Here is a 25,917-nt window from a genome sequence, read left to right on the forward strand (position 1 = left end):
TTCAACTGGAGAACACCATGGCTACTTTCCCCGTGAAGTGGTATGCGAGCGAGATGCAAGGCGCCCCCAACCTGGGGGATACCAGCGCCGGGGCCCTGACGGCCCTGCTCAAGGCCGTGCTGGTGACCGGGTTCGGCACCCTCACCCTTAACAGTCTGGTGTGGGACGCCGCCGAGAATGCCGCCAAGGCGACCATCTCTGGCGGTCACGCTTACCTGAAAGACTCGGTGATTGAGGTGACCGGTGCAAGCCCTGCCGCCTACAACGGCGAGCACCGAGTCAAGAAGGTGAGCACCACCGAGGTGTGGTTCGAGTTGGACGGTGGCAACCCCGGGGCTTCTGCCAGCGGCACCCTCACCATGAAGGTGGCCCCGCTCGGCTGGACCCTGACCCACGAGAGTGCAGACGGCATGGTGGCCATCTACCGCCCGACCGATGTATCGGCATCTGGCAACGTCAGTTTGCGTATCGACAACACCGCATTCAGCGGCTGGACAGGAACCAGCAGTGCCTATCTGGCTAAGGCCCAGCTCGTCGAGGATGTGGTGGGCATAGATACCTATACCCTGATCTACGATCATCGCTGGCCCGCGACCAAGCGCTACAGCGACGGGCGCTGGGATCTCATAGGCGACAGTCAACTGCTCTTTTTCCTGCCCGCGTATGCCGCCCACAACTACCAAGCATTGCTGATGTTCGGCTATATCAACTCGGTGCGCCCCGGTGACCGTTATCATGCGCTCTTGGCGACATACTGTGTCCAGAGTGCGAATGATACTGCGCGCCGTTGGGACGCATCGACTTCATCACCCTCTTACGCTTATGTGTATAACAACTTGCTTTCCTTCGATGAGTCCAGTCACAGGGTCATAGCCCGAGCTTACCATCAGCTTTATGGTACGACCGTGTGGTGGTTGAAGGGGGTATTTCCCAGATTTGGTACGGGGTTGACGGTCCCCAACGGGCCGGATAACGGGTTCTATCTGTGTACGGATCCCATCATGGTGCTGGAGACCAATAACCACCTGCGGGGCCATCTCCCCGGGGTCGTGGTGCCCTATGCCAACCTAGCCGCATGGGGTCGTAAAAACTTTAAAGACATGCCAGCACTGCCCGGCAAGATCGTGCGGTTTGTCCAAGCCACCTACAACGAGAATAGTTTTAACTATGCTCCCACCCTGATTGGCTTTGATCTCACAGGTCCCTGGAGGTAAGCCATGGCGCTTGGCGATGTTGTCTACGAGAAGGTGATTGATTTCGCTGTTACCCCCAACGTACCCACGACCCTCTTTGGCACGGGTATCTCCGCAGCCTACGAGTCCGTCAGCAAGACCCTGCAGGCCAGCATCGGCCTCGCGCAGGGCGGCGTTATTTTCAGTGGGGAGCCTACCTGTCAGGAGTATGACGCCGAGTGTGAACTCACGCTCAAGATAGTGTCGGACTCTGCGGGTAGAAAGCACGTTGGGGGTTGGTTAGTGACTCCCACGGGCACCCAAGCTAATGGATACCGCTTCTTTGCGCTCGATAACACCTTCGGGATAAGTAAATGGATCAATGCGGTTGAGTCCTCAGTTCAATCCGCCTCCAATAGCACTGGTAGCGGGTTAGTGGTGGGCCAGAGCTACCGGGTGAAATTCACGAAGGTCGGCACCAACCTGACGCTGTATGTCAATGACGTACAGGTCATGCAGGCCAGTGATAACACCCACTTTAATCTGAGGCCTGCCCTGTTCCTCTACGGCTGTACGGTGCAGGTCTCAAAGATTATCTGGCGGCATCTCGATTCGGCGCTCACCTTGGGGGAGGTGAGAACCCACCGCATGAGGTTCACCCCTGCCAATCAGGAGCCGCGCAGCGTGTTCCAGCCGCAGGACGTGGCTTGGGTCAGTGGGGAGGGCAGAGGCTATGCGGGCCCCGTGAACCCCACCCAGCTAGACACGAATCTCCTTTGTTCTGGGCTGGACAGGTACTGGCTGCGGGATGGGGTTCAGAACGTGCTGCAGGGCTACATCGAGAGCACGGTCACGATCAACGGGGAGGGGGTCGCCCGCCGGGTGCTCTGCTTCGGCCAGGCGGGCAACCTGGTCGGCGAGACCATGAGCCGCGCCAGCGATGGCAAATACCGGTTCGATCTCTTGTGGCTCAACCGCCGCTATATGCTGGTCGCCCAGGACGATCCGGCGTTCGGCCCCGCCGACTACAACGCCGTGGCGGCCGACTTCCAGCTCCCCACCCCCTACGCCCCCGGTGAGGGGGTCGGCCTGGCCTGATAGGGCCGCACCAGGAGGTACTATGTTCACGTATGCAGATGCCCTGCGCACCAGCCGCGCCCAGCTGCTGGCCACCGCCATCGACGAGGGCAGCGCGGGGCCCGCGACCCTCAAGATCTACACCGGCACCCGCCCCGCCCCGGGGGCGGCCGTCACCAGCCAGGTGCTCTTGGTGACGCTGCAGTTCACTCACCCGTGCGCCCAGAGCGTGACGGGCGGGGTGCTGACGCTCAAGCCCCTGGCCGAGCAGATGGTCACCGCCAGCGGGGTCCAGGCCTGGGGGCGCATCGCCAACCGGGACGGGGGCTTTGTGGCGGATCTCGACGTGGGGCCACCGGAGAGCGGCGCCGACATCGAAATCCCCGCCAGTGAGCTGTTCACCGGCGCCATGGTGCGCATCAACGACGCCATCTTTACCGAACCCTAACCGCTCCCCGTGAGCCACGAGGTCAGCATGGCCAGAACCGACGCCCGGCTGGAGTTGCAGAAGGCCCGCAAGGCCAGCGCCGCCCTGGAGCTGAACCCGCTCATGGTGCAGCGCTATGCGGCCGTGCTGCGGGGCACCAGCCTGCCGCCCAGCCTGACCTGCTCCCCGGGCCTGGTGCTACCGAGCGCACTGCAGGGGACGGGGCCCGCGACCCAGGCCAGCCTGGCGGTGATACCGGTTTACCCGGCTGCCCTGCTGGCCACGGCGCCGCAGCCGGTGGTCGAGATCGGTGCCGCCGTGGTCATCGAGGCGACCCTGGCCAGCACGGCTCGCCCCCTGCTGCCTGCCATCGAGGCCGGCCACGACATCAATGTGTTCCGGGGGCCGAGCCACACCAGCACCGATCATTTCGAGCGGGCCGCGCTGGTGACCCGGGCAGTGCAAAGCGACTGGCAGCAGCCAGCCCTCGTTTCTTCCCCCTGTCAGAATCATTGGCAGGAGGCCAGCCCCCTGCAGAGCGAGTGGACCGGCCTGGCCGAACAGCTGCCCCGGGAGGATGGCACCGTGCTTGTGCCGTTCGATGAGGGGTTGGCCCTCGACGCAAGCAATGGCCATGGGTTCGACAGCCTGCCCCCCGGCCATGCCGTGACCCGTTCGCTCTGGGTCGAGGGGGCCCCGGTGGGGCGCTGGCAGGTGAGCGGGTTTCGCAACCCCCCGCGCCAGGACAAGGTGTGGCAAGCCGACCACTGGCAGGAGGCCACCCCGCTCGGTTTCACCCTGGGCGGCCAGCGCTGGCAGCTCGGCCTGCAGCTGCACAAGGGCTGGCTGTCGCGCTGGGAGGAGGCAATGCAGCCCCCCTGGGGCATGTCGCCACCGCCCAAGCCGACGACGCCACCGGTACGCCCGGACAAACGGACCAAGGTGCTGGCGTTCGGCCGGCCCCGGGGGGACGCCTCCCTGGAGTTCGTCTGGTTCGGACAGGCTCAGATTGTTATCCCAACCCGGAGGGTTTATCTGGTGAGCAACACAGCAAGCATTGTACGGGTGAGGGATGGGGTCGATATTCCAACCACCTCGCTGAGCATCGAACTCGACACCGACTCCTGGGCCTGGCAGTTCACGGCCCAGATCCCGCGCGTCGCGGCAGCGGCCATGACGGACGATGAAGAGGTCAGCATCCACGTCAACGGCCAGCAGTGGGACTGCGTATGCGATGGCTGGCAGTCGAGCGAGAGCTTTGCCCGGCAGTCGGCGACCCTGACCGGTCGCTCTCGCACCGCTTATCTGTCGCCGACCCACGTACTGGCGCAAGCGGTGAGCGAGAGCGCCTTGGCTACCATGGCCCAGCTGGCGGAGGCGTTGCTGCCGTTTGGCTGGACCCTGGATTGGCAGGCAGCGGACTGGCTGGTACCGGCAGGCTTTTTCAGCCTGGACAAGCAGACCCCGATCGAGGCGATCAAGTACCTGGCCGAGGCGGCAGGCGGGTTCGTGCTGCCGCACCAGCGCAACCGGCACCTGGTCATCAAGCCACGCTACCCGACCGTCCCCTGGCAGCTCGACGGGGCGCTGGCCGACATGGCCATTCCCCGCGCCATCATCACGACCCTGGGCAGTGACTCCCAGCCCGGGCAGGCGGCGAACGGGGTCTGGGTCAGTGGTGGTCATCAGGGCATCAGCGCCCGGGTGCTGCGCCAAGGCACGGCAGGGGAGAAACAGGCACCGACCATCACCCACCCGCTGGTGTGCGATGTGGTGGCGGCCCGTGCCCAGGGGGTGGTGGCCCTGGCCAAGACCATGCCGAAGCGCCTGCAGGCCATCGAGCTGCCGCTATCGAACGACACCGGACTCATCTTGCCGGGGGCGTTGCTCGCGGTGGATGGCTGGAAGGGTTTTAACCGGAGCGTGCGGGTCTCTGCAGAGCTGCAGGACAGGGCTATGAAGGTACGCCAACAACTGAGCGTGGAGCGATTTGTATGAACCTGTTCAAACAGTTCCTGGAGCTGGTACCCGGTGCCGACCCTTTGCTGGTTGGTACCGTGACCGCTGTCGGTGCCACGACGACGACGCTGCAAACGATGGGGGGCGGTGTGGTGGTGGTGCGAGGGGGAGGGGTGGCCATCGGCCAGAAGGCGTTCTACCAGAGTGGTGCTATCATAGGGCCCGCTCCTGATTTACCAACCTATGAAATCGAGGTTTAAACCCCTGTTAAGCGTTTTTCAAACTGGGTGATTTCTGATTCACCGAGTTTGATAAATGTGGCCTCTGCTCTGTTTATCGTTTTACCCAGTTGCGTTTTTCATTTTTCGCGGCGGGCTACAGCTCGGTGCTCAAGGTGGCCACTGCCGGCCGCTGGGTGGGTGATCCGGTGGGCCCCCGGCCGGCGCCGGGGAGCGGAGGGGCCTAGGTGGTGGTGGGGTTTTGTCGGTGTGCATGCTGAGTACGGGATCCCGGGTCGCCGCCGAGCTCGGCGCCCAGGCAGGTGAACCGGTGCTGCAGGTGGCCCCGGGCCGCCGACGAGCCCAGGGCTCAGGGTGGCCACTGCCGGCGGCCAGGCGGGTGAACCGGTGCTGCAGGTGGCCAATGCCGGTGGCCGTGCGGGTGATCCGGTGGGGAGGTGGCCCCCGGGCGGGGGGCGGGACCTGGTGCCCCGGGTCGTCGACGAACTCGGGGCCCAAGGTGGCCGCCGGTGGGTGGGTGATCCGGTGCCCAAGGTGGCCAGCGGCGGCGGGTGGGGGGGGGTGATCTGGTGCGCGGTGGGCCCCGGGCCGCCGCGGGCTCGGGGCCCAGGGTGGCTACTGCCGGCGGCCCGGCGGGTGAACCGGTTCTGCAGGTGGCTCCCGGCCCGCCGACGAGCCCAGGGCTCAGGGTGGCCACTGCCGGCGACCAGGCGGGTGAACCGGTGCTGCAGGTGGCCAATGCCGGTGGCCGTGCGGGTGATCCGGTGCTGCGGGTTGCCCCCGGGCCGGCGCCGGGATCCGGTGCCCTGGGTCGTCGACGAACTCGGGGCCCAAGGTGGCCAGCGGCGGCCGGCGCCGGGGAGCGGAGGGGCCTGGGTGGTGGTGGGGTTTTGTCGGTGTGCATGCTGAGTACGGGATCCCGGGTCGCCGCCGAGCTCGGCGCCCAGGCAGGTGAACCGGTGCTGCAGGTGGCCCCGGGCCGCCGACGAGCCCAGGGCTCAGGGTGGCCACTGCCGGCGGCCAGGCGGGTGAACCGGTGCTGCAGGTGGCCAATGCCGGCGGCCAGGCGGGTGAACCGGTGCTGCAGGTGGCCAATGCCGGTGGCCAGGCGGGTGAACCGGTGCTGCAGGTGGCCAATGCCGGTGGCCGTGCGGGTGATCCGGTGGGGAGGTGGCCCCCGGGCGGGGGGCGGGACCTGGTGCCCCGGGTCGTCGACGAACTCGGGGCCCAAGGTGGCCGCCGGTGGGTGGGTGATCCGGTGCCCAAGGTGGCCAGCGGCGGCGGGTGGGGGGGGTGATCTGGTACGCGGTGGGCCCCGGGCCGCCGCGGGCTCGGGGCCCAGGGTGGCTACTGCCGGCGGCCCGGCGGGTGAACCGGTTCTGCAGGTGGCTCCCGGGCCGGCGCCGGGATCCGGTGCCCTGGGTCGTCGACGAACTCGGGGCCCAAGGTGGCCACTGCCGGCGGCCCGGCGGGTGAACCGGTTCTGCAGGTGGCTCCCGGCCCGCCGACGAGCCCAGGGCCCAGGGTGGCCACCGGTGGGTGGTCCGGTGCTGCGGGTTGCCCCCGGGCCGGCGCCGGGATCCGGTGCCCTGGGTCGTCGACGAACTCGGGGCCCAAGGTGGCCAGCGGCGGCGGGTGGGGGGGTGATCTGGTGCGCGGTGGGCCCCGGGCCGCCGCGGGCTCGGGGCCCAGGGTGGCCACTGTCGGCGGCTGTGCGGGTGATCCGGTGGGGAGGTGGCCCCCGGGCGGTGGTCGGGACCTGGTGCCCCGGGTCGCCGATGAGCTCGGTGCCCAAGGTGGCAACTGCCGGCGGCCCGGCGGGTGAACCGGTTCTGCAGGTGGCTCCCGGCCCGCCGACGAGCCCAGGGCTCAGGGTGGCCACTGCCGGCGGCCAGGCGGGTGAACCGGTGCTGCAGGTGGCCAATGCCGGTGGCCGTGCGGGTGATCCGGTGGGGAGGTGGCCCCCGGGCGGTGGTCGGGACCTGGTGCCCCGGGTCGCCGATGAGCTCGGTGCCCAAGGTGGCAACTGCCGGCGGCCCGGCGGGTGAACCGGTTCTGCAGGTGGCTCCCGGCCCGCCGACGAGCCCAGGGCTCAGGGTGGCCACTGCCGGCGGCCAGGCGGGTGAACCGGTGCTGCAGGTGGCCAATGCCGGTGGCCGTGCGGGTGATCCGGTGGGGAGGTGGCCCCCGGGCGGGGGTCGGGACCTGGTGCCCCGGGTCGCCGATGAGCTCGGTGCCCAAGGTGGCCACTGCCGGCGGCCCGGCGGGTGAACCGGTTCTGCAGGTGGCTCCCGGCCCGCCGACGAGCCCAGGGCCCAGGGTGGCCACCGGTGGGTGGTCCGGTGCTGCAGGTTGTCCCCGGGCCGTCTCCGGGATCCGGCGCCCTGGGTCGTCGACGAGCTCGGGGCCCAGGGTGGGAGCGGGGAAAGGGATCCGGTGCTGCGTCCGGCAAGGTGTATCTGGCGGGCAGCCGGCCACCGCTGGCTGGTATGTGTTGCAGGAGGGGCCTGTCCCGCCTGGCTGTCGGGACCTAGAGCACCCATCACTGTGGGTGGTGCCTGCTGATGGGGTGCGGATTCAAGGTCTCGGCCTTGGCTGTTGGGTGGCGTTGTTACCCCTTGAGGCCTGCGTCCGATCCTGTCTCAGCCGTTCCTTTGTGCGAAGCTCAATACCATTGGCGGGGGTAGGGGGGAGTTCTGGGAAAAATGAAGGGAAATGAAATGGGTTACGTATGAGAGGCGCTATAGGAGAGTTGGATTACCTTGCGCAACGCTGAACGAAGGAGGGGGTTTACCTTGCCAAATGAAATGAAGCGCGTAATAGTATGTTAACATTTTCATGTGGTCAGGCATTGTAATGTAGCCAAACCACACATTTGGTTAGTTGTAATTTGAGTCCCGAACTGCCATGCTGTGATTGCTGCTGTGAAAAACCATCACCTCAGCTGACTATTAATTTCGCTTACGGAGGTGTGTCACAATGCCTAAAGACAAGCGGAGAAAAAAACATAACAACATGAAACCAGACAAACTCACGGCGGCTCAATTGGCTCGCCAGGCAATTGCTGCTGATAGCATCAAGCTTACCCTAGATCCGGTATTCCCGGCTGATGGGGATACTACGAACGCACTTGTACTGCGCTTACCGCTTTCTATGCGCTTTGCAACCTACACCTACGATGTAGAGTTTTTACTTGGTTCATACCTTCTTGGTAAAGCATTGGATGTTTGGAAAAGCATTCCTCGTGATGCTATTGGTGAAGCTCCGAAAATGTTCATCCCAATTAGCATGCAAATATTGGCTGATTATCGTTTCGTTGAAACCGTGACAAAGCATGTCGCACTGCTAGCACACAATAAACATTTTATTTTAATGGGAACCCCAGATTCACTAGGCATGTTTCCCGAACGTTTAGATACCAAAGGGCTTGCCGAAATATATGATGCAGTCGGCATTCAAGTTGGTATCGGTGATATTCAATCCAATCATTTTTATCCATCCCTCCTGCAGGAAGGAATCAGTTCAGTTCTCCCATCACACCGATTCGCTGTCGCGAACTCTGCTAAATTGATATTGAGCGAGATGAAGAACGCTGCTAAAACGGTAGGGATCCGTTATTACGAGCCAACACCTCGTCCATGGGAGATGACACTTCCTGAAAGTGCAGCCGATTTCGGTGCCTTTTGCGCCTGAGAGTGCAGATCTACATCGTGAGAGATGACGATTCGAGGCGTTTTGGGAAATGGGTAGCTCAAGGCGCTAGATTTCAAAGAGAGTGGGCTTTTTTGACGATTCATCAATCGCATTCAAGTTCGTATTAAGCCACTTTCCTTTTGGAATGCCACTGACACGCCAACACGAAAAAGCCTCCCGCCAATACCCCGAGTGAAGTGACAGAAAATACATCGCTCCCAAATGCCGCCAACATAAGACAATTGTTGGTCATTGCCATTGCAATTCCGAACCCAATCGCTGCTCGGCGGCGAATAACCAACAGCGATGCCAGGCGGGCACGGGCACCTGTGTCGTATGGGTACTGGAATAATTGCCAACTTAAGCCCTGGTAGTTCGCTGATACCCCGCCATACAGGCACCCTAGTCCTATGGCCATGATCAGCGCTGTGAGTGCATAATAACCAGCTGCGAAATCTGCTCCAGACCCAAACCGCAGTGCGCAACCGGCCGCAACCGTGGACCCCAGAAAGGCCAGCGCGACAAATCGGTGGTCAACCCCCAAAAACAAGCTCCTCACACATCCTCCTTCTTCTTTGTTTTCCAGCTCATCAACCATATCGTGACTGGTAGCATATGGCCATGGATTCATTCACATCGCATGTAATGTCGCAATGTAGCAATGATTACAACGACAAGTGCAATCCTACCCCCAGCAGAAATCTAACGCAATAGAATATACATTTCATTGCGTTATGTATTTTTAGTGGGTTATCTTGACGGCTGGTATAGATTGTGAATCGGATTTTAGCGCCGCTTACCTCCATGCACGCTTCTGGTTGTTGTGTAATGTCGTATGTAGGGACATACTACACACTACAAAGTTAATATTTTTGAGCGATCATCATTGGGAGGGGATATGAAAACGAAGGTAGCCTTGCAGCGAGACGATATCTGGAATGCCATTGAGGAGGTTGCCTCTACTGGCCATGCGCCAACATACAAGCTCATTATTCAAAGGCTAGGCCGTGGCTCTAACTCCCAGGTCGGCCCGGTGTTGAGGGAATGGCAAAGCGCAAATCGCCCTGCCCCGAGCAGCACTAATGTGCCTTCGTCGGTATCGGCCGCCGGCATGGAACTCATCGAGCAGGTGTGGCGCATTGCGGCAGAATGCTCACAAATGGACCTACTTGCCGAGCGGCGTCGAATGGATGATCAGGCCAAGATGAATGAATCAGCAATCGAGGCAATCGAGGCAGAGAATGTTGTGTTGGTGGAACAACTCGAACGGCAGCAGGCACTTAATGACCAGATGAATGCGCAGGCTCAGGAGCTTCAAAATCGGCATGCCGAAGTTTCAGAAGCCCTAAGTTCTTCCAAGTTGGAAGTGGCTAGACTAACCTCTGCGCTCGAAATGGCATCAGATAATTTGCAGGACGCCAGGATTCTTGTCGATGACACTCAAGCAATAGCCCAGAATGAAAAAGAAAAATCGACAGCGTTTCAGCTCGAAGCCACCCGTTTACAATCAGCCCTCGATATGTCGACTGCGCAACGCGTTGAATTACAGAGTCAGCTTGCTGAATCCCATTCCACCGTAGGTCAACTTCAATCTGAAAATTCCTCGTCAAAGGCGGAATTGCTCCAGGCCAAAGATCAATTACTTGCCCAAGCAAGTCAGCTTGACGCCACACAAGAAGCATTGCGTTCATGCCAGCGGAATAGCATTGAGCTAGAGCATAAGGCTCTCATGTTTCAGAACCAATTGACCGACATGGATACAGTAAAGAACGAATGCGAAACCCTGCGTCAGCAGTTGCAAAATGCTGGGCTTGCAGAGCAACAGTTAGTTATGAAAGTACATAAACTTGAATATGATATTGTTCAGCTTTCAGAACAAATTCTTGCTGCCAACAACAATGCCACGGTCGCACAGGATGAACTAAAAGCGGCAAGAGTTGTAATTATTCAGCAGGAAGCAAAACTGCAGACTATGAACGAAATGCTACGCATGTTAGGGGGGAAGGTTAGTTGAATAAATTCAAGGGTGAATTAATTCCCGCGGACAGCAGGGAGTCTACCATGCAGAGGCAGTCAACAACTCTCGCTCGGTACGGTGATAACACACTTGCTGGCAGAATTGACCAATTTCCTGATTCACCATATACAGGATACCTCGCTACACTATCTTCTGGCAGCCGTTCGACGGCGAAATCAACATTAGGTAAAATAAGCCAGCTATTGTATAGCTCAGAACCTGAAGTTGCTCCGTGGCATCTTATGACGTCCAATCATTACCAGATAACAATGCGTTATCTCGAACAACAAGGGTTAGCCCCAAAGACGATACATCGACATATGAGCATGATTCGCTCAGTATTAAAAACTGCAAAATTGCTACGGATGATCCCGGATGAAAATCAAGGCGAATATGATGCTATCATGGCGTCAAAGAACATCAAGGGTTCGCAAGGGCGTGGCGAAATTCGCCCCCACAGGAGCTTAACTGACGAAGAAATATCGTGTTTATTCAGTATGTTGGGGGCAGATCAAAGCCCAAAAGGACTTCGTGATATGGCAATGCTGTCTGTTATGAGGGGGTGTGGATTACGGCGGATGGAAGTTGTTGGCCTACAGATTGAACATATTCGGTGGGCTGGTGCTATTGATGGGGAATTGCTGGTATACAAAGGTAAAGGGAATAAGCCAAGAACACTGCCCATGCCTAGAGGGCTGCGTGAAATATTTGGAAATTGGACAGAGGTCAGAGGTGATGACCTTGGGCCATTATTCTGCTCAATCAATAGAGGTGGTAAAGCGGTACGATATACAGAGAATGATGTAATTAGGAAGCGGATTCCGACTCACATGCTTGGGCAATTGAGACCTCTCGACCGTTCAAGCGTAAACCGTATGATGGAGCAAAGGCTGATCTTGGCTGGTATTGAGAGAGCCACGCCACATGACCTAAGGTATACCTTCGCACAAAAAAATCTAAAACGTAGTGACATTCAAACAGTGTCAGATTTGATGGGGCACTCAAACATATCAACCACCTCGATTTACACTGAAACGAGTAGGGATGAAATGCGAGCTGTTATTGCAGAGGAAGATGTATTTAGCCGCTATTCCGAGGGGGGGGATAATTAACCAAGAATTATAAACCGCCTCAATGTTCATGGCGCCAATGAGTGGTAATTGGCGCCAAGTAATAATCGGATCAAAACTGAGTTCTTTGGATGAGCGGCATTATGAGATTGCTTGCAAACCCCGGGGGGGCATTTTTCGCAATGGCATCAATGACCAGGGTAGACAACCAAAATGAATCACTTCCGTTGAGGGTTATCGAGCGGCGATGACCTGCAAAATGTATCACCAATTGTATCCCTGCCCCATTGTTTGAAAAGTCGTAACTATGGTTTTTCCCTTCTCCATGAAATGTGCCTGTGCAAGTCTTCTTAATGCCAGTTAGGACGGACGCAACTGCATGCAGCTCCTTGAATGAAATGTTAATCCCCCACTTATTCTCCCAGTGCGCATTGCTTCCGGACATGGGGGCCAACTCAAGTCGCACAGTTAGATAACCGGCCTGAGCCTTCACTGCCTGGAAGGTGGCGGCCATTGATAGATCCTGCCGGTAAACCTTGAATGTTTTGCCGAATTCTTGCGTCATAACCCACTCATTTTCATATGTTTTCTGGCATTCTACAGGCTATCTACAGGGATGCAAAAACCCCCCTGTCTTTTGACACCCGATTATCGGAAGTGCTTTGAGCTATGCTGCCGAGGGAAAAATTGATAGACAGACACTATGGCAACAGATACACAAACTGCCCCTTCATTGGGCGAAATCATGATCATGTACGCGAGCATTCTTCCATCCCGCTGCCAGATCGAATTGGAGTCAACAGAGATCATTATTGACTCTAGATCCCCTTCTGTATTGACATGGCTTCAGCAGTGCAGGGATCAAGGCATTGACTTAGCTTCAAATCATACTGAGGCTATCATGATGTGGCTGAGCAGAGCTGAAGCACCACGGTTTGATGAGGTCGAAACATTGTGGGGTTTTGAGCCTGTTGTCATGAATGGCAGTTAATATCGGCATGCATGATACGTAGAGTCAGATTTCCAACTGTGTTCACCAATTCGGCTTTCTATTCGACTCCTCTTGCTGCTTTCCGTGCACAAGAGTAATCTGGCCGCAGTCCTCGGAGCCTGTGAGGGGATCGGCCCATCGGCCTGGCCCCAATTTTCAATTCCCGGACCTCACCTTGCCGGCAGTTCCTTTTCGCAATCTATCATTCAAGCCCTCGTTGGCTGATTCTGCATGTCTGTTCACCGATGTTTCTCCGGCGTCAGCGCACATGCAGAAACAGCCTAAGGCTGTCTCATGGCACTAGGTCTGCAATGTGCCACTTGCGACCAACACAAACCCGGGCAATCCGTCCAGGCTTATCAGCAAAGATACAGGCGGTGAAATCCACCGGCTGAGCAAAAATAATGGAGTTCGATATGCACCAATATAATGAAAAATCAGGAGCGTTCTATGAATAACAGTGGTGGTTTTGTGGTTGTCATCGCAATCGCGGTGCTTCTTGCTTTATTATGGCTTTCCAAAACAATTGGCGTGCCGCTTGATACTGTCGTTGATGCAGGCCGCAATCTCATCCCCGTCATCATTGTAGGCGTTATTACGGTGGCTTTGGGGTATGCGAGGTATTGGCCAATCCTCTTGGGCTGGTCAGTGTTGGCAATAAAACCAATACTGGTCTACAAGTACGCAGGCACAATACTTGCTCAATCATCTACTGTTAATATTCTTGCCGTTCTGGTTGTCGCCGCAGGATTCATGTTTACGCACTGGGTCAATAAGTACGTGTAGCACTGCTACTGATATCAGTAAAAATCGATCGAACCCCGCTATGCGGGGTTTTTTTTGCTTTCAGTTCACCTCTGGACGTGGAAGTTGCCCACGGTTCAGGGCTAGCCGTGACAACCAATGTTCGGCCTGCTCGGATAGCCATGATGTCGCTGCAGATATGCCCCCAGACCGTGCATCCCGACCTGACGTAGCACGTTGGCCAGCCATGGGCAACAGCACCACCCGCTTGGCGGCCTCCCCTGCCCTGGGCCGGCACATGCCGCGCCTGCGCCGGTTTTGCAGTCGCCACTCTTCATGGTTGCTGGCGGGGCACTCCTGGAGGTCGTCCGGGTGAAGATGGCCAAGCGCCTGGCCATGATCATGAACAAGGGGGGCGATCTGCATCGGGAGCCTCGTCGCGGGGGTGAGTCGGTGATCGGCAGGATGCCAGATCCCGGGGGCCGCTGTCAGTGGCAATAAATCCGCACCGGCCCGGCGCCGGTTTGGGTGTTTTACCGGATGGCGCGAAAAGTCAAAAGCGCGGGGGGAGCCAGGGAGGGGGCGGCGCGGGCCAGATCCTTGGCAGATCCACTAGATATAGTGGCACCGGCCAGCTGCAGCAACACAACATCTTGGGGTGTGGGGGTGGCCAAGGGGCATTTGGCTTTTGGTCAGCGGCCAAAGCGGCGGGTAAAAGGACACTGCCGCGCTGCGCTTACCGCCCAGCGTTGACCCTGGTTGCAGCACTGCAACGGTCAGGCCGTGACTTATCAAGCCATCCCCTCGGTTGGCCGGCTTACCCACACATGACACAATGGCATTTTTGAGTCTGCCATAGGGGGCATGATGACGCCGGAGCGTATGAGGCAGTACGGCAAAGGGCTGGGGTTATGGCAAGACAAGCGGTTGGCAACCGCCGAACCGATCTCCTATCTACGCAAAGACCACCCGATCAGCGTCACACCCGTGGCGCAGGCCCAAGGCTGCTGGCTTGAGCCCACCTATGACGGCACCCAGTCGGTTAACCCGCTGGCCAACGGCGTGTTTCTGTGGACCGAGATCATCGGCGCCGGCCATGCCTTCGTGTCGGTGCATCAGGACAACAACCCCTATGTTTACACCTACGGGCGGTTTGGCCGCACGGGCGGCTCCCTGGGAGCCGTTGGCGATGGGGTGCTGAACTTCTTCCAGTTCGGGGATGCGCGAACCTACTACCAAACAGCCTTGTACGGCGTGAGCGCCAAGGCATTTCGCATTGATGACGCGGATCCCGCGATCACCCGCGCCTACTTCGAGCGCCTGTGGAAAAAGGGGACGCCGGCGATCCCCACCCCCACCATGGGCGACATGACCCGGCGCGGTGGCCACACCATCGATCAGTACGATGTAACCGGGAAGAACTGTACGACCCACGCCACCGATGGCCTGAAAATGGCGGGATCCGTGGTGTTCCAGGGCGGCTATACCACCCACTCCCAGATGCGGGTTGAGTCGGAAGAGGACTTTGCCGTACCGTTGTCGCTGCAGCGTTACCTGATGAAGAAAAGTGCCGAGCCCTCGATGCTGGTTGTCGATATGACCAGCGAGTTTCGGCGGCAATACCCGAATACCGATGGAGTGATGCCGGCGAACGAGGACAACCCAGACACCCGCGCATACCGGGCCATGGCCGAGGCCGCGTCTGCCCTTGGCACAGTCTCGCCGTACTCTGGCGGCACGGTAGGGGGGTTATTAGGTGGAGAAAACCATGTCAGCAAGTAAGACCAAAACCGTGTTGCGTTGGGCCGGCATTGCGCTGGTGTCGCTGGGCTATTACCTCTGGCTGGGGGTGGCCTCGACAAGTTTCGGGCACATTGCGGAGAAGGAGAGCGTGATCGGGACCGGCCCCGTCTCGTTGGAGTATCACCGCGCCATGATGGACGCGGTGATGCAAGCCACCGGTGTGGTGTTTGACGCGGCCTCCCTGGGCTTCCTGATCTGCGTCCCCCTGATCCTCATCATCTTCCACAAAGTCAGGTGACCGCCTCCCCCGCTCCGACCGTGATCACCGGCCTTGCCGTCACACATTGCCCCGCCCTGCGGGGCTTTGTTTTATTGGTCAGCGGCCAAAGTACCGGGGAAAACCGGCCAGCGAGGGGCCGGGATCCTGCCGCTTGCAGCCCTGCAACCGACAGGGCCAAACCGGGTACAAGGGGTCGTTTGCGGGAGGGGGCGGAATCCTACGCTAAGGCTTTGGCCAGCGATATTCTCCGGTGAGATTGATGTGTTCCCATCCGAGCGGCGAAACATGGGCCAAGAGATCGGGCGATAGCAGCTTTCCATCGCGTTTCTGGTTTGCAACGACCTCGCCGAGCTTCATGGTGTTCCAGAAGATGATGATGGCGGCGAGCAGATTCATGCCGGCGATGCGGTAATGCTGGCCTTCGGCGGAACGGTCGCGGATTTCACCGCGGCGGTGGAAGCTGATTGCCCGCTTCAGCGCATGATGAGCTTCGCCTTTGTTGAGCCCGATCTGGGCACGCCGTTGGAGTTCGGCATCCAGAATCCAGTCGATCATGAACAGGGTGCGCTCGACGCGACCGACTTCCCGCAGGGCTGTCGCGAGCTCGTTCTGCCGCGGATAGGAGGCGAGTTTCCGCAGAATCTGGCTTGGCGCGACGGTCCCGGCAGCAATGGTGGCGGCGATGCGCAGGATGTCGGGCCAATTGCGCTCGATCATGGCTTGGTTGACCTTTCCGCCGATCAACGCTCGCAGGTGCGCCGGGGCGGCCGACGGATTGAACGCGTAGAGCCGTTTGGATGGCAGGTCGCGGATGCGCGGAGCGAACCGGTAGCCGAGAATGGCACATGCGGCAAAGACGTGATCGGTGAAGCCGCCCGTGTCGGTGAACTGCTCGCGGATATGGCGTCCAGCATCGTTCATCAGCAGGCCATCGAGGATGTAAGCCGCTTCGCTTGCCGTTGCAGGAATCACCTGGGTTGCGAACGGCGCATATTGGTCGGAGACGTGGCTATAGGCTTTCAGGCCCGGGGTATTGCCATATTTCGCGTTGACCAGGTTCATGGCCTCACCTTGCTCTGTAGCGACGAAGAACTGTCCGTCGCTCGAAGCCGACGTGCCCATGCCCCAGAACCGGGCCATGGGTAACGCTGCCTGTGCCTCGACCACCATGGCCAGCGCCCGGTCATAGGCTTCGCCCTCGACATGCCACCGTCCAATGCGGATCAATTCCCAGAAGGTGTGGGTGTTTGTCGCATCCGCCATTTTGCGCAAGCCGAGGTTGATCCCTTCCGCCAAGATAACGTTCATTAGCCCGATCCGGTCAGCGCAGGGTGCTCCTGTGCGCAGATGGGTGAACGCTTCGGTGAAGCCGGTCGCCGCATCCACCTCCAGCAGGAGATCGGTGATGCGCGTGGGCGGGATCTGCTTGTAGAGATCGAGCACCAGATCTTCGGCGCCTGTCGGCGCGGCGGCTTCGAGTTTCTCGATATGCAGAACGCCGTTCTCAATCGACCCGCCCGGGATCGTGCCTGCGCGAGCGGCACGGCCAAGCTCGCGCAACCGCATGTCGAGGCGAGCTTGCCGGTCTGCCAGCCATTCCTCCGGCCGCAATGGCACAGCGAGACGACCGCCTTCCGCGATGGCTTGTGCCGGAACGAGTGCGTGTTTCAGATCGCCATAGCGCCGGGACCTAGTAAGCCAGACATCTCCGGAGCGGAACGCATCGCGCAGATGGAACAGCACCGCGATCTCCCATAGGCGAGCGTCGCCAGCCCTCTGGGCCCGAAGGTGGCGATGCCATTTCGAGCTGGGCCGCAAGAAGCTGGTCATCGCGGCATCGTTCAAACCGGTACGAAGGACCGTCACCGCTTCCAGAAGCGGCAGTGCAACGGGCGCAGCTCGCAGATCGAGCAGGCGCAACATGCGTGGAGTGAATCGGCGGAAGCGGTGATAACCGTCGAGCACATGATTGAGCGGATCGTCGGCCATGGTGGCGGTCAGCCTGATTGCCATTGCAACAAGGGTTTTTAAGCCGTCCCACCCTGACCCACTCGCGATGACATCGCCCAGCGGCTGGCCATCATCCTGTGCATCGACCAGGGCGCCCCCGATCTCGGCGAAGGATTTCAGGGTGTCACGCACCACCCCCGCTTCGTCTGCGACCTTTGCATGGCAAATACGCTCCGAAGCACGGTAGAGACGGCCGACGATCCGGTCGTGGGTTTCGACCACTGCGTCGGCCAACATCGCCTGCCATTCCGAGACGCAAACAGCCAAGATCGCAAGCCGCCTGTCCTCCGGGAGATCGCGCATGCCGTCGGCATAATACCGTTCACCCTGCCTGCGCAGACGAGTCACCCGATGGGCAGGAACGCCGGCAAGCAGATCCTCGGGGAGATCGACGCGTTGCAGATATTCGAGCCGGTCGAGCAGCCGGTTGGCCGACGAAGAGTTCGAGCCAGGCTCGAACTGGCGCAGCCACACAAAACGGGTCACCCGATCATCAGCCGTCTCCTCGAGCAATGCCAGCAACTGTTCTCGGATCGGCATAGGCAGCCGACTGGCGATCCTCGTCTCGATGCGTCGCTCGGCATCGACGAGAGCCGCGGCACAAAGCCGCTCGATCGTGGATGTCGCGGGAAGGACAGTGCGGGTGCGTCGGCACTCGGCTACGAAGCGACGGGCGATATCCTCGTTCGACACCGCCATCTCGGCTTCTCGGAACAACCATTCCTTCAGCTCCCTCGCACCACGTCCGGAGAAGGTGCGGAAGCCGTAGAGCCCCCGTAACTCGGCAAGATGCTCGTGCCGTGTTTCCTCGCGGGCAGCATAGTCTACGAGATCGTCGGCACCCAGGCCAAGCTGCGCTCCGATAAATTCGATGACCTCTGCAGGGATCAGTTCGCCTGGAGCCAGCACCCGGCCGGGATAGCGCAGGACACACAATTGCAGGGCGAAGCCGAACCTGTTGTGAGCGCGCCGACGCAGCCTGATATGCCCAAGGTCTTCATCACTCAGCGTATAGTGCTTGAGCAAATCCGTCTGTGAAGTCGGCAAGCGCAACAGCGCGTCTTTCTGCCGATCGGTTAGAGTGACGCGACGCGGCATACATGTTCCTTTTTCAAAATCTGATAGCGTTCAAGACGCTTTATTTATGAAGCTGGTTGAGATACATTTCCAGAGGTCAATGCAATCGTGGCCGAAGCGCCGCCTCAAACCAACGTTTGTGATACATGCTGATCGGATATGCCCGCGTCTCCAAAGCCGATGGCTCGCAGTCTCTCGACCTGCAGCACGACGCCTTGCGCGCCGCAGGTGTCGAACGGGACAATATCTATGATGATCTTGCTTCCGGCGGTCGTGATGATCGCCCTGGCTTGACTGCCTGCCTCAAGTCATTGCGTGACGGCGATGTGCTGGTGGTCTGGAAGCTCGATCGCCTCGGACGATCGCTTGCCCATCTGGTCAACACGGTGAAGGAGCTGTCAGACCGCAAGATCGGCCTGCGGGTTCTGACTGGAAAGGGCGCTCAGATCGACACCACGACTGCGTCCGGTCGCATGGTGTTCGGAATCTTCGCCACCTTAGCCGAGTTCGAGCGGGATCTGATCCGAGAGCGCACCATGGCGGGTCTCGCCTCCGCGAGAGCGCGCGGTCGCAAGGGCGGACGAAAATTCGCGCTCACCAAAGCTCAGGTGCGTCTCGCGCAAGCCGCCATGGCCCAGCGCGATACTTCAGTTTCCGATCTCTGCAAGGAACTCGGCATCGAGCGCGTCACTCTCTACCGATATGTCGGTCCCAAAGGCGAGCTCAGAGACCATGGAAAGCATGTTCTCGGACTTACGTAGCAACTCGTTTCTTTTCGCAGGTTGAGCCACCTCCGCGCTTCATCAGAAAACTGAAGGAACCTCCATTGAATCGAACTAATATTTTTTTTGGTGAATCGCATTCTGACTGGTTGCCTGTCAGAGGCGGAGAATCTGGTGATTTTGTTTTTCGACGTGGTGACGGGCATGCCTTCGCGAAAATCGCACCTGCTTCCCGCCGCGGTGAGCTCGCTGGAGAGCGTGACCGCCTCATTTGGCTCAAAGGTCGAGGTGTGGCTTGCCCCGAGGTGATCAACTGGCAGGAGGAACAGGAGGGTGCATGCTTGGTGATAACGGCAATTCCGGGAGTACCGGCGGCTGATCTGTCTGGAGCGGATTTGCTCAAAGCGTGGCCGTCAATGGGGCAGCAACTTGGCGCTGTTCACAGCCTATTGGTTGATCAATGTCCGTTTGAGCGCAGGCTGTCGCGAATGTTCGGACGCGCCGTTGATGTGGTGTCCCGCAATGCCGTCAATCCCGACTTCTTACCGGACGAGGACAAGAGTACGCCGCAGCTCGATCTTTTGGCTCGTGTCGAACGAGAGCTACCGGTGCGGCTCGACCAAGAGCGCACCGATATGGTTGTTTGCCATGGTGATCCCTGCATGCCGAACTTCATGGTGGACCCTAAAACTCTTCAATGCACGGGTCTGATCGACCTTGGGCGGCTCGGAACAGCAGATCGCTATGCCGATTTGGCACTCATGATTGCTAACGCCGAAGAGAACTGGGCAGCGCCAGATGAAGCAGAGCGCGCCTTCGCTGTCCTATTCAATGTATTGGGGATCGAAGCCCCCGACCGCGAACGCCTTGCCTTCTATCTGCGATTGGACCCTCTGACTTGGGGTTGATGTTCATGCCGCCTGTTTTTCCTGCTCATTGGCACGTTTCGCAACCTGTTCTCATTGCGGACACCTTTTCCAGCCTCGTTTGGAAAGTTTCATTGCCAGACGGGACTCCTGCAATCGTCAAGGGATTGAAACCTATAGAAGACATTGCTGATGAACTGCGCGGGGCCGACTATCTGGTATGGCGCAATGGGAGGGGAGCAGTCCGGTTGCTCGGTCGTGAGAACAATCTGATGTTGCTCGAATATGCCGGGGAGCGAATGCTCTCTCACATCGTTGCCGAGCACGGCGACTACCAGGCGACCGAAATTGCAGCGGAACTAATGGCGAAGCTGTATGCCGCATCTGAGGAACCCCTGCCTTCTGCCCTTCTCCCGATCCGGGATCGCTTTGCAGCTTTGTTTCAGCGGGCGCGCGATGATCAAAACGCAGGTTGTCAAACTGACTACGTCCACGCGGCGATTATAGCCGATCAAATGATGAGCAATGCCTCGGAACTGCGTGGGCTACATGGCGATCTGCATCATGAAAACATCATGTTCTCCAGTCGCGGCTGGCTGGTGATAGATCCCGTCGGTCTGGTCGGTGAAGTGGGCTTTGGCGCCGCCAATATGTTCTACGATCCGGCTGACAGAGACGACCTTTGTCTCGATCCCAGACGCATTGCACAGATGGCGGACGCATTCTCTCGTGCGCTGGACGTCGATCCGCGTCGCCTGCTCGACCAGGCGTACGCTTATGGGTGCCTTTCCGCAGCTTGGAACGCGGATGGAGAAGAGGAGCAACGCGATCTAGCTATCGCGGCCGCGATCAAGCAGGTGCGACAGACGTCATACTAGATATCAAGCGACTTCTCCTATCCCCTCGGAACACATCAATCTTACCGGAGAATATCGTTGGCCAAAGCCTTAGCGTAGGATTTCGCCCTCTCCCGCAAACGACCCCTACAATGGGCCTCCCTTGTCGACCCATAGGAGCATCCGATGCCCGCCCTTATCCCCGAGCTGATCGCCATGGCCAGCGATCCGACCGTCAAAACCACCGACCTGCTGCGCAAGGCTATGGTGGCCGCCCGCTTGCTCAAGCAGCCCGAGTGGGCCGCTTGGATAGACCATGAACTGCAAGGCTATCCGCAGCCCGGGGATTTACCGCCCTACCGTGTGCTGCAAGGTGAGCTCAAAGTCGATGTGCCTGGTCATGGGAGGCTTCCATTGCCAATTAGGAATGCCGAGATGAACAGGTTAATAACGGAATCCCGGTTTGGTCATCCGATGGGGGCCTTGGAGGACCTGGCTGTACCTGGTGAAGTTGTTCGTTCGTTCTTCACCCCCGAACAGAGCCAATTTCTGATACAAGAGCTTTCACTGCCAGGCGTGCCAGAACTCGCCTTGGGGTCAAACCAAGTTCGTGGGCTTATTGAGGCGGTCCGAGACAAGCTGCTGACTTGGGCACTCGACTTGGCCGAGGCGGGGATCCAGGGGGACGGGATGAGCTTTACCTCCCAGGAGCAGCAGCAGGCCCAGCAGCTGGCGCCGGTGAACATCCATATCGGGGGGGATGCCCCCGGTTTTCAGTTCATGCAGAGCTCGCCCGGCGGCCAGCAACAGCAGACAGTGACAGGCGAGCAGAAGGCCGAGGCGCTGGCTGCATTGTTGCCGTGGCTGCAGCAGGTGATTGCACAAGGACAGCTGCAGGGAGAAGCGTGTGCAGAGCTGCAGGCCGAACTGGACACCCTCAAGGCCCAGGCCGCCTCCCCTAACCCAAAATGGCCGGTGATCGGCGCCGTGGCAGACAGCGTGCGGGCTGTGCTGGTAGGCGCCGGCGGGGGAGTGTTGGCGGCGCAGGCGCTGGGCTGGCTGGCCACCTTGAGCGGCAGCTGATGGAACGGGGGACGGCTGCCGCGTTGCGCTGATCCCGCCGCTCACCCGACAAGGGAGGATGGTCGGTGGTGCGCTCGAGCGGGGCGGCATGGTACGCTTGCGAGACTGTATATGGATACAGTGTTTTGCGCGAAACAGCGTGGCTTGGTAGTTCTGGAGGGTGACATGATGGTTTGGGTTTGGGATGCGTTGAAGATGCTGATCGCGGGGATCAGACAGGAGGGCATGACAGCGCTGCTGATCCTGCTGTTTGTTGCCGCTGGGATCTGGATACTGGAGGCGTTGAAAAAAAATCGTTATGGCGCCAGAGCGGGGTTCACGGTTGTGCAGGTGTTGCTGGTGATAGGCGCCCTGCTGTTCTTCTGTTGGGCAGGGTATACCGCGGGTCGGCCAGGCAATGACGATACAAAATGGATCCACGAGGTGGGCCAGTACGGCCTGTAACGATGGTGCCCAGATCACGCCCTGCTTATGCGGGGCGTTTGCTTTCTTGGTCAGCGGCCAAAGCGGCGGGAAAAACCGGCCAGCGTGGGGCCGGGATCCTGCCGTTTGCAGTCCTGCAATCCAAACCACCGAAACCGAGTACAATGGGGGCCTAATATCGCCTAGGAGCACGTCCATGCCCGCACTCATCCCCGAACTGATTGCCCTGGCCAACGATCCGGCCGTTAAAACCGCTGATCTGCTACGCCGCGCCCTAGTGGGGGAGCCCGCAGAATTCGGAAAAAATCGTACGCTAAGGTTTTCCGGGCATCCGTAAGGGCCGAAACTTCCCGTCTTCCAGTCTGCGGCTCTGCCGCCAGACGTAATCGCCGGTTAGGTTGATGTGCTCCCAGCCCAGCGGCGACAGGAATTGCAGCAGCTCGCCGTCCACCGGCTTGCCGGCCTCGACCAACCCCTGGGTGGCGCGTTCCAGGTACACCGTGTTCCACAGCACGATAGCCGCCGTCACCAGGTTGAGGCCGCTGGCCCGGTAGCGCTGCTGCTCGAAGCTCCGATCCCTGATTTCCCCAAGGCGGTTGAAGAACACCGCCCTGGCCAGCGAGTTGCGCGCCTCACCTTTGTTCAGGCCGGCATGCACGCGGCGGCGCAGTTCAACACTTTGCAGCCAGTCCAGGATGAACAGCGTGCGCTCGATCCGGCCCAGCTCGCGCAGGGCCACGGCCAGTCCGTTCTGGCGCGGGTAGCTGCCGAGCTTGCGCAGCATCAGCGAGGCGGTGACGGTGCCCTGCTTGATCGAGCTGGCCAGGCGCAGGATGTCGTCCCAGTGGGCACGCACGTGCTTGATGTTCAGGGTGCCGCCGATCAGCGGGCGCAACGTCGGGTAGGCTTGCACGCCCTGCGGCACGTACAGCTTGGTTTCGCCGAGGTCGCGGATGCGCGGCGCGAAGCGGAAGCCTAGCAGGTGCATCAGGGCAAAGACGTGATCGGTGAAGCCGGCCGTGTCGGTGTAGTGCTCCTCGATCCGCAGGTCGGACTCGTGGTACAGCAGGCCGTCGAGCACATAGGTGGAATCGCGGACGCCGACATTCACCACGCGGGTGCTGAACGGCGCGTACTGGTCGGAGATATGGGTATAGAACAGCCGTCCCGGCTCGCTACCGTACTTCGGGTTGACGTGCCCGGTGCTCTCGCCCCGGCCACCCGCGCGGAAGCGCTGGCCATCGGAGGATGAGGTCGTGCCGTCGCCCCAGTGGGCGGCAAAGGCGTGGCGATACTGGTGGTTGACCAGCTCGGCCAAGGCCGCCGAATAGGTTTCGTCGCGGATGTGCCAGGCTTGCAGCCAGGACAGCTTGGCGTAGGTCAGGCCGGGGCTCGACTCGGCCATCTTGGTCAGCCCGAGGTTGATCGCATCACCGAGGATTGCGGACAGCAGCAACGTCCTGTCTTTGGCCTCGGCCCCGTCCTTCAAGTGGGTGAAGTGGCGGCTGAAGCCCGTCCAGTCGTCCACGTCCATCAGCAGTTCGGTGATCTTGATGCGCGGCAGTAACTGGCTGGTTTGGTCGATCAGCGCCTGCGCCCGATCCGGCACCGCCGCATCCAGCGGGGTGATTTTCAGCCCTGACTCGGTGAGGATGGCATCGGGCAGCTCGTTGTCCTTGGCCAGGCGGGTGACGGTGGCCAACTGCTCGTCCAGCAGCTGCAAACGCTCTTCCAGGTACTGGTCGCTGTTCGGGTTGATCGCCAGGGGCAGGGCCTGCTCGCGCTTGAGTGCGGCGAACTTCTCGGCCGGCAGCAGGTAGTCGTCGAAGTCGCGGAACTGCCGCGAGCCCTTGACCCAGATGTCGCCGGAGCGCAGGGCGTTCTTCAGCTCGGACAGGGCGCAGATTTCGTAGAATTTCCGGTCGAGGCCTTCCGGGGTGATCACCAGCGGCTTCCAGCGCGGCTTGATGAAGGCCGTGGGTGCATCGGCCGGCACCTTGCGCAGGTTGTCGGCGTTCATCTCACGCAGGGTCTGCACGGCTGCCAGCACGCCTTGCGCGGCCGGCCCGTGCTGTTCCCCAACTTTTCGCTCGGCGAAGAGTATGAACATGCGCCGCCGGCGACGAATCGCCAAATCTCACCGTATCTCCCGAGCGGACGATTTCGCACCGGTCTGCCCGTCGAAGGGCTTGCGATCGAACGGGGCGACCTTTTCTATGCATGTCCGCGAGCCAGCGTCTTTTATGGCACGGCGCTCGACGCCGACCTTCGGACGCGCGGCGTAAGCACGCTTGTCATGGCCGGGATAAGCACCACCGGCGTTGTTCTTTCAAGCGTCGCCTGGGCTAGTGATGCGGACTACGACGTGCGTTTGGTCCAGGACTGCTGCTACGACCCGGATCGGGATGCCCACGAAGCTCTGTTGCGTTCCGGGTTCGGCGGACGTGTACAGGTCGTGTAATTTTCGGGCCTCGCATGATCGCGGCCATAGCCGCAGGTGGATTGGTGCGAGGCAGGGCCAGTCCAAGTCAGGGTGCGGTCATCGCGGCGCCTGCAACTCTCAAAAACCCATCGCCGTAGCGGAGGTCTTGTAATCGCATGTCATTACGCACGCCCGATTTATTGTTCACAGCGATAGCACCTGCCATTTGGGGCAGCACCTACATTGTCACCACCCAATACCTGCCGAACTTCTCACCGATGACGGTCGCGATGCTGCGGGCGTTGCCGGCGGGTTTATTGCTCGTGATGATCGTCCGACAGATTCCAACGGGAATCTGGTGGATGCGCATCTTCATCCTCGGCGCACTTAATATTTCGCTATTCTGGAGCTTGTTGTTTATTTCGGTCTACCGCCTGCCGGGCGGGGTCGCGGCGACGGTAGGCGCTGTGCAGCCGCTGATGGTCGTGTTCATCTCTGCCGCTCTGCTAGGTAGCCCGATACGATTGATGGCGGTCCTGGGGGCTATTTGCGGAACTGCGGGCGTGGCGCTGTTGGTGTTGACACCAAACGCAGCGCTAGATCCTGTCGGCGTCGCAGCGGGCCTGGCGGGGGCGGTTTCCATGGCGTTCGGAACCGTGCTGACCCGCAAGTGGCAACCTCCCGTGCCTCTGCTCACCTTTACCGCCTGGCAACTGGCGGCCGGAGGACTTCTGCTCGTTCCAGTAGCTTTAGTGTTTGATCCGCCAATCCCGATGCCTACAGGAACCAATGTTCTCGGCCTGGCGTGGCTCGGCCTGATCGGAGCGGGTTTAACCTACTTCCTTTGGTTCCGGGGGATCTCGCGACTCGAACCTACAGTTGTTTCCTTACTGGGCTTTCTCAGCCCGGGGACCGCCGTGTTGCTAGGATGGTTGTTCTTGGATCAGACGCTGAGTGCGCTTCAAATCATCGGCGTCCTGCTCGTGATCGGGAGTATCTGGCTGGGCCAACGTTCCAACCGCACTCCTAGGGCGCGTATAGCTTGCCGGAAGTCGCCTTGACCCGC

Annotated in this window: 21 protein-coding genes and 1 pseudogene; 18 read left to right on the forward strand and 4 right to left on the reverse strand. The window is 59.8% G+C overall.

Annotated features, from left to right (window positions below; all coding sequences use genetic code 11):
• Positions 1-17: 17 nt before the first annotated feature.
• The 6 genes from I6L32_RS22775 (at position 18) to I6L32_RS22800 (ending at position 8,567) form a co-directional block, all read left to right on the forward strand.
• Entirely contained in the window at positions 18-1,214 is a 1,197-nt protein-coding gene (locus tag I6L32_RS22775; protein ID WP_210538349.1) for a hypothetical protein, read from the forward strand.
• Between the two features lie 3 nt (positions 1,215-1,217).
• Positions 1,218-2,270: a hypothetical protein gene (locus I6L32_RS23470; RefSeq protein ID WP_236748028.1), complete on the forward strand. Its 1,053-nt coding sequence runs from the start codon at positions 1,218-1,220 to the stop codon at positions 2,268-2,270.
• 22 nt (positions 2,271-2,292) lie between these two features.
• Positions 2,293-2,697, forward strand: a complete 405-nt coding sequence (locus I6L32_RS22785) for a hypothetical protein (RefSeq protein ID WP_210538350.1) — start codon at positions 2,293-2,295, stop codon at positions 2,695-2,697.
• A 27-nt stretch (positions 2,698-2,724) separates the two neighbouring features.
• The gene (locus I6L32_RS22790; RefSeq protein ID WP_210538351.1) at positions 2,725-4,674 is read left to right on the forward strand and encodes a hypothetical protein; all 1,950 of its coding nucleotides are present in this window, start codon (positions 2,725-2,727) and stop codon (positions 4,672-4,674) included.
• On the forward strand, positions 4,671-4,895 hold the full coding sequence (locus I6L32_RS22795; protein ID WP_109113040.1) for a hypothetical protein: 225 nt from the start codon (positions 4,671-4,673) through the stop codon (positions 4,893-4,895). Before I6L32_RS22790 ends, I6L32_RS22795 begins: the two co-directional genes overlap by 4 nt.
• A 2,958-nt stretch (positions 4,896-7,853) precedes the next feature.
• Positions 7,854-8,567, forward strand: a complete 714-nt coding sequence (locus I6L32_RS22800; protein WP_210538562.1) for a hypothetical protein — start codon at positions 7,854-7,856, stop codon at positions 8,565-8,567.
• A gap of 124 nt (positions 8,568-8,691) precedes the next feature.
• Here the strand turns inward: I6L32_RS22800 and I6L32_RS22805 are convergent, their stop codons facing one another.
• The gene (locus tag I6L32_RS22805; RefSeq protein ID WP_210538563.1) at positions 8,692-9,165 is read right to left on the reverse strand and encodes a hypothetical protein; all 474 of its coding nucleotides are present in this window, start codon (positions 9,163-9,165) and stop codon (positions 8,692-8,694) included.
• 300 nt (positions 9,166-9,465) lie between these two features.
• Between I6L32_RS22805 and I6L32_RS22810 the strand changes: the two genes are divergently transcribed.
• Both I6L32_RS22810 and I6L32_RS22815 read left to right on the forward strand, forming a co-directional pair.
• Positions 9,466-10,581, forward strand: coding sequence for a DNA-binding protein (locus tag I6L32_RS22810; protein WP_210538564.1), 1,116 nt, complete (start codon positions 9,466-9,468; stop codon positions 10,579-10,581).
• On the forward strand, positions 10,578-11,696 hold the full coding sequence (locus tag I6L32_RS22815; RefSeq protein ID WP_210538565.1) for a tyrosine-type recombinase/integrase: 1,119 nt from the start codon (positions 10,578-10,580) through the stop codon (positions 11,694-11,696). The genes I6L32_RS22810 and I6L32_RS22815 overlap by 4 nt, the downstream gene beginning before the upstream one ends.
• Positions 11,697-11,766: 70 nt before the next feature.
• Here the strand turns inward: I6L32_RS22815 and I6L32_RS22820 are convergent, their stop codons facing one another.
• On the reverse strand, positions 11,767-12,219 hold the full coding sequence (locus tag I6L32_RS22820) for a hypothetical protein (RefSeq protein ID WP_210538566.1): 453 nt from the start codon (positions 12,217-12,219) through the stop codon (positions 11,767-11,769).
• A gap of 876 nt (positions 12,220-13,095) precedes the next feature.
• Between I6L32_RS22820 and I6L32_RS22825 the strand changes: the two genes are divergently transcribed.
• The 3 genes from I6L32_RS22825 (at position 13,096) to I6L32_RS22835 (ending at position 15,430) form a co-directional block, all read left to right on the forward strand.
• On the forward strand, positions 13,096-13,431 hold the full coding sequence (locus I6L32_RS22825; protein ID WP_210538567.1) for a hypothetical protein: 336 nt from the start codon (positions 13,096-13,098) through the stop codon (positions 13,429-13,431).
• A gap of 840 nt (positions 13,432-14,271) precedes the next feature.
• A complete protein-coding gene (locus tag I6L32_RS22830) occupies positions 14,272-15,171 on the forward strand; it encodes a hypothetical protein (protein ID WP_254203949.1) in 900 nt (299 codons plus the stop codon).
• Positions 15,158-15,430 carry a hypothetical protein gene (locus I6L32_RS22835; RefSeq protein ID WP_042041025.1) on the forward strand — a complete coding sequence of 91 codons (273 nt, stop codon included), beginning with the start codon at positions 15,158-15,160 and terminating at the stop codon, positions 15,428-15,430. The genes I6L32_RS22830 and I6L32_RS22835 overlap by 14 nt, the downstream gene beginning before the upstream one ends.
• Positions 15,431-15,634: 204 nt before the next feature.
• On the opposite strand, the gene I6L32_RS22840 is transcribed toward I6L32_RS22835, so the two are convergent.
• Positions 15,635-18,520: a Tn3 family transposase gene (locus I6L32_RS22840; protein ID WP_010794533.1), complete on the reverse strand. Its 2,886-nt coding sequence runs from the start codon at positions 18,518-18,520 to the stop codon at positions 15,635-15,637.
• A gap of 125 nt (positions 18,521-18,645) precedes the next feature.
• Between I6L32_RS22840 and I6L32_RS22845 the strand changes: the two genes are divergently transcribed.
• The 5 genes from I6L32_RS22845 to I6L32_RS22865 all read left to right on the forward strand — a co-directional run bounded on the left by I6L32_RS22845 (position 18,646) and on the right by I6L32_RS22865 (position 22,450).
• The gene (locus I6L32_RS22845; RefSeq protein WP_000904906.1) at positions 18,646-19,260 is read left to right on the forward strand and encodes a recombinase family protein; all 615 of its coding nucleotides are present in this window, start codon (positions 18,646-18,648) and stop codon (positions 19,258-19,260) included.
• 65 nt (positions 19,261-19,325) lie between these two features.
• Positions 19,326-20,129: an aminoglycoside O-phosphotransferase APH(3'')-Ib gene (gene aph(3'')-Ib, locus I6L32_RS22850; protein ID WP_010794532.1), complete on the forward strand. Its 804-nt coding sequence runs from the start codon at positions 19,326-19,328 to the stop codon at positions 20,127-20,129.
• Positions 20,129-20,965, forward strand: coding sequence for an aminoglycoside O-phosphotransferase APH(6)-Id (locus tag I6L32_RS22855; protein ID WP_000480968.1), 837 nt, complete (start codon positions 20,129-20,131; stop codon positions 20,963-20,965). The genes aph(3'')-Ib and I6L32_RS22855 overlap by 1 nt, the downstream gene beginning before the upstream one ends.
• Before the next feature lie 144 nt (positions 20,966-21,109).
• Positions 21,110-22,006, forward strand: coding sequence for a hypothetical protein (locus I6L32_RS22860; RefSeq protein ID WP_246876688.1), 897 nt, complete (start codon positions 21,110-21,112; stop codon positions 22,004-22,006).
• 111 nt (positions 22,007-22,117) lie between these two features.
• On the forward strand, positions 22,118-22,450 hold the full coding sequence (locus I6L32_RS22865) for a hypothetical protein (RefSeq protein ID WP_210538569.1): 333 nt from the start codon (positions 22,118-22,120) through the stop codon (positions 22,448-22,450).
• A gap of 292 nt (positions 22,451-22,742) precedes the next feature.
• Here the strand turns inward: I6L32_RS22865 and I6L32_RS22870 are convergent.
• A pseudogene (locus I6L32_RS22870) lies at positions 22,743-24,494 on the reverse strand (Tn3-like element TnAs1 family transposase); the annotation flags it as partial.
• Between the two features lie 3 nt (positions 24,495-24,497).
• Here I6L32_RS22870 and I6L32_RS22875 point away from each other — a divergent pair.
• Positions 24,498-24,890 carry a cysteine hydrolase family protein gene (locus tag I6L32_RS22875; RefSeq protein WP_001351729.1) on the forward strand — a complete coding sequence of 131 codons (393 nt, stop codon included), beginning with the start codon at positions 24,498-24,500 and terminating at the stop codon, positions 24,888-24,890.
• A 137-nt stretch (positions 24,891-25,027) separates the two neighbouring features.
• Positions 25,028-25,912: a DMT family transporter gene (locus I6L32_RS22880; RefSeq protein ID WP_000058717.1), complete on the forward strand. Its 885-nt coding sequence runs from the start codon at positions 25,028-25,030 to the stop codon at positions 25,910-25,912.
• Positions 25,913-25,917: the final 5 nt, after the last annotated feature.

It is taken from the genome of Aeromonas sp. FDAARGOS 1402 (genome assembly GCF_019046925.1).
In the GTDB taxonomy this organism is placed as follows: domain Bacteria; phylum Pseudomonadota; class Gammaproteobacteria; order Enterobacterales; family Aeromonadaceae; genus Aeromonas; species Aeromonas caviae.

Bases quoted from the DNA above. Each gene is read 5' to 3' on its own strand.
- I6L32_RS22805 (WP_210538563.1), bottom strand. From the start codon at position 9,165: ATGGTTGATGAGCTGGAAAACAAAGAAGAAGGAGGATGTGTGAGGAGC.
- I6L32_RS22810 (WP_210538564.1), top strand. From the start codon at position 9,466: ATGAAAACGAAGGTAGCCTTGCAGCGAGACGATATCTGGAATGCCATT.
- I6L32_RS22785 (WP_210538350.1), top strand. From the start codon at position 2,293: ATGTTCACGTATGCAGATGCCCTGCGCACCAGCCGCGCCCAGCTGCTG.
- I6L32_RS23470 (WP_236748028.1), top strand. From the start codon at position 1,218: ATGGCGCTTGGCGATGTTGTCTACGAGAAGGTGATTGATTTCGCTGTT.
- I6L32_RS22845 (WP_000904906.1), top strand. From the start codon at position 18,646: ATGCTGATCGGATATGCCCGCGTCTCCAAAGCCGATGGCTCGCAGTCT.
- I6L32_RS22775 (WP_210538349.1), top strand. From the start codon at position 18: ATGGCTACTTTCCCCGTGAAGTGGTATGCGAGCGAGATGCAAGGCGCC.
- I6L32_RS22860 (WP_246876688.1), top strand. From the start codon at position 21,110: ATGCCCGCCCTTATCCCCGAGCTGATCGCCATGGCCAGCGATCCGACC.
- I6L32_RS22800 (WP_210538562.1), top strand. From the start codon at position 7,854: ATGCCTAAAGACAAGCGGAGAAAAAAACATAACAACATGAAACCAGAC.
- I6L32_RS22825 (WP_210538567.1), top strand. From the start codon at position 13,096: ATGAATAACAGTGGTGGTTTTGTGGTTGTCATCGCAATCGCGGTGCTT.
- I6L32_RS22795 (WP_109113040.1), top strand. From the start codon at position 4,671: ATGAACCTGTTCAAACAGTTCCTGGAGCTGGTACCCGGTGCCGACCCT.
- I6L32_RS22830 (WP_254203949.1), top strand. From the start codon at position 14,272: ATGAGGCAGTACGGCAAAGGGCTGGGGTTATGGCAAGACAAGCGGTTG.
- I6L32_RS22790 (WP_210538351.1), top strand. From the start codon at position 2,725: ATGGCCAGAACCGACGCCCGGCTGGAGTTGCAGAAGGCCCGCAAGGCC.
- I6L32_RS22840 (WP_010794533.1), bottom strand. From the start codon at position 18,520: ATGCCGCGTCGCGTCACTCTAACCGATCGGCAGAAAGACGCGCTGTTG.
- I6L32_RS22835 (WP_042041025.1), top strand. From the start codon at position 15,158: ATGTCAGCAAGTAAGACCAAAACCGTGTTGCGTTGGGCCGGCATTGCG.
- I6L32_RS22865 (WP_210538569.1), top strand. From the start codon at position 22,118: ATGGATACAGTGTTTTGCGCGAAACAGCGTGGCTTGGTAGTTCTGGAG.
- I6L32_RS22855 (WP_000480968.1), top strand. From the start codon at position 20,129: ATGTTCATGCCGCCTGTTTTTCCTGCTCATTGGCACGTTTCGCAACCT.
- I6L32_RS22880 (WP_000058717.1), top strand. From the start codon at position 25,028: ATGTCATTACGCACGCCCGATTTATTGTTCACAGCGATAGCACCTGCC.
- I6L32_RS22820 (WP_210538566.1), bottom strand. From the start codon at position 12,219: ATGACGCAAGAATTCGGCAAAACATTCAAGGTTTACCGGCAGGATCTA.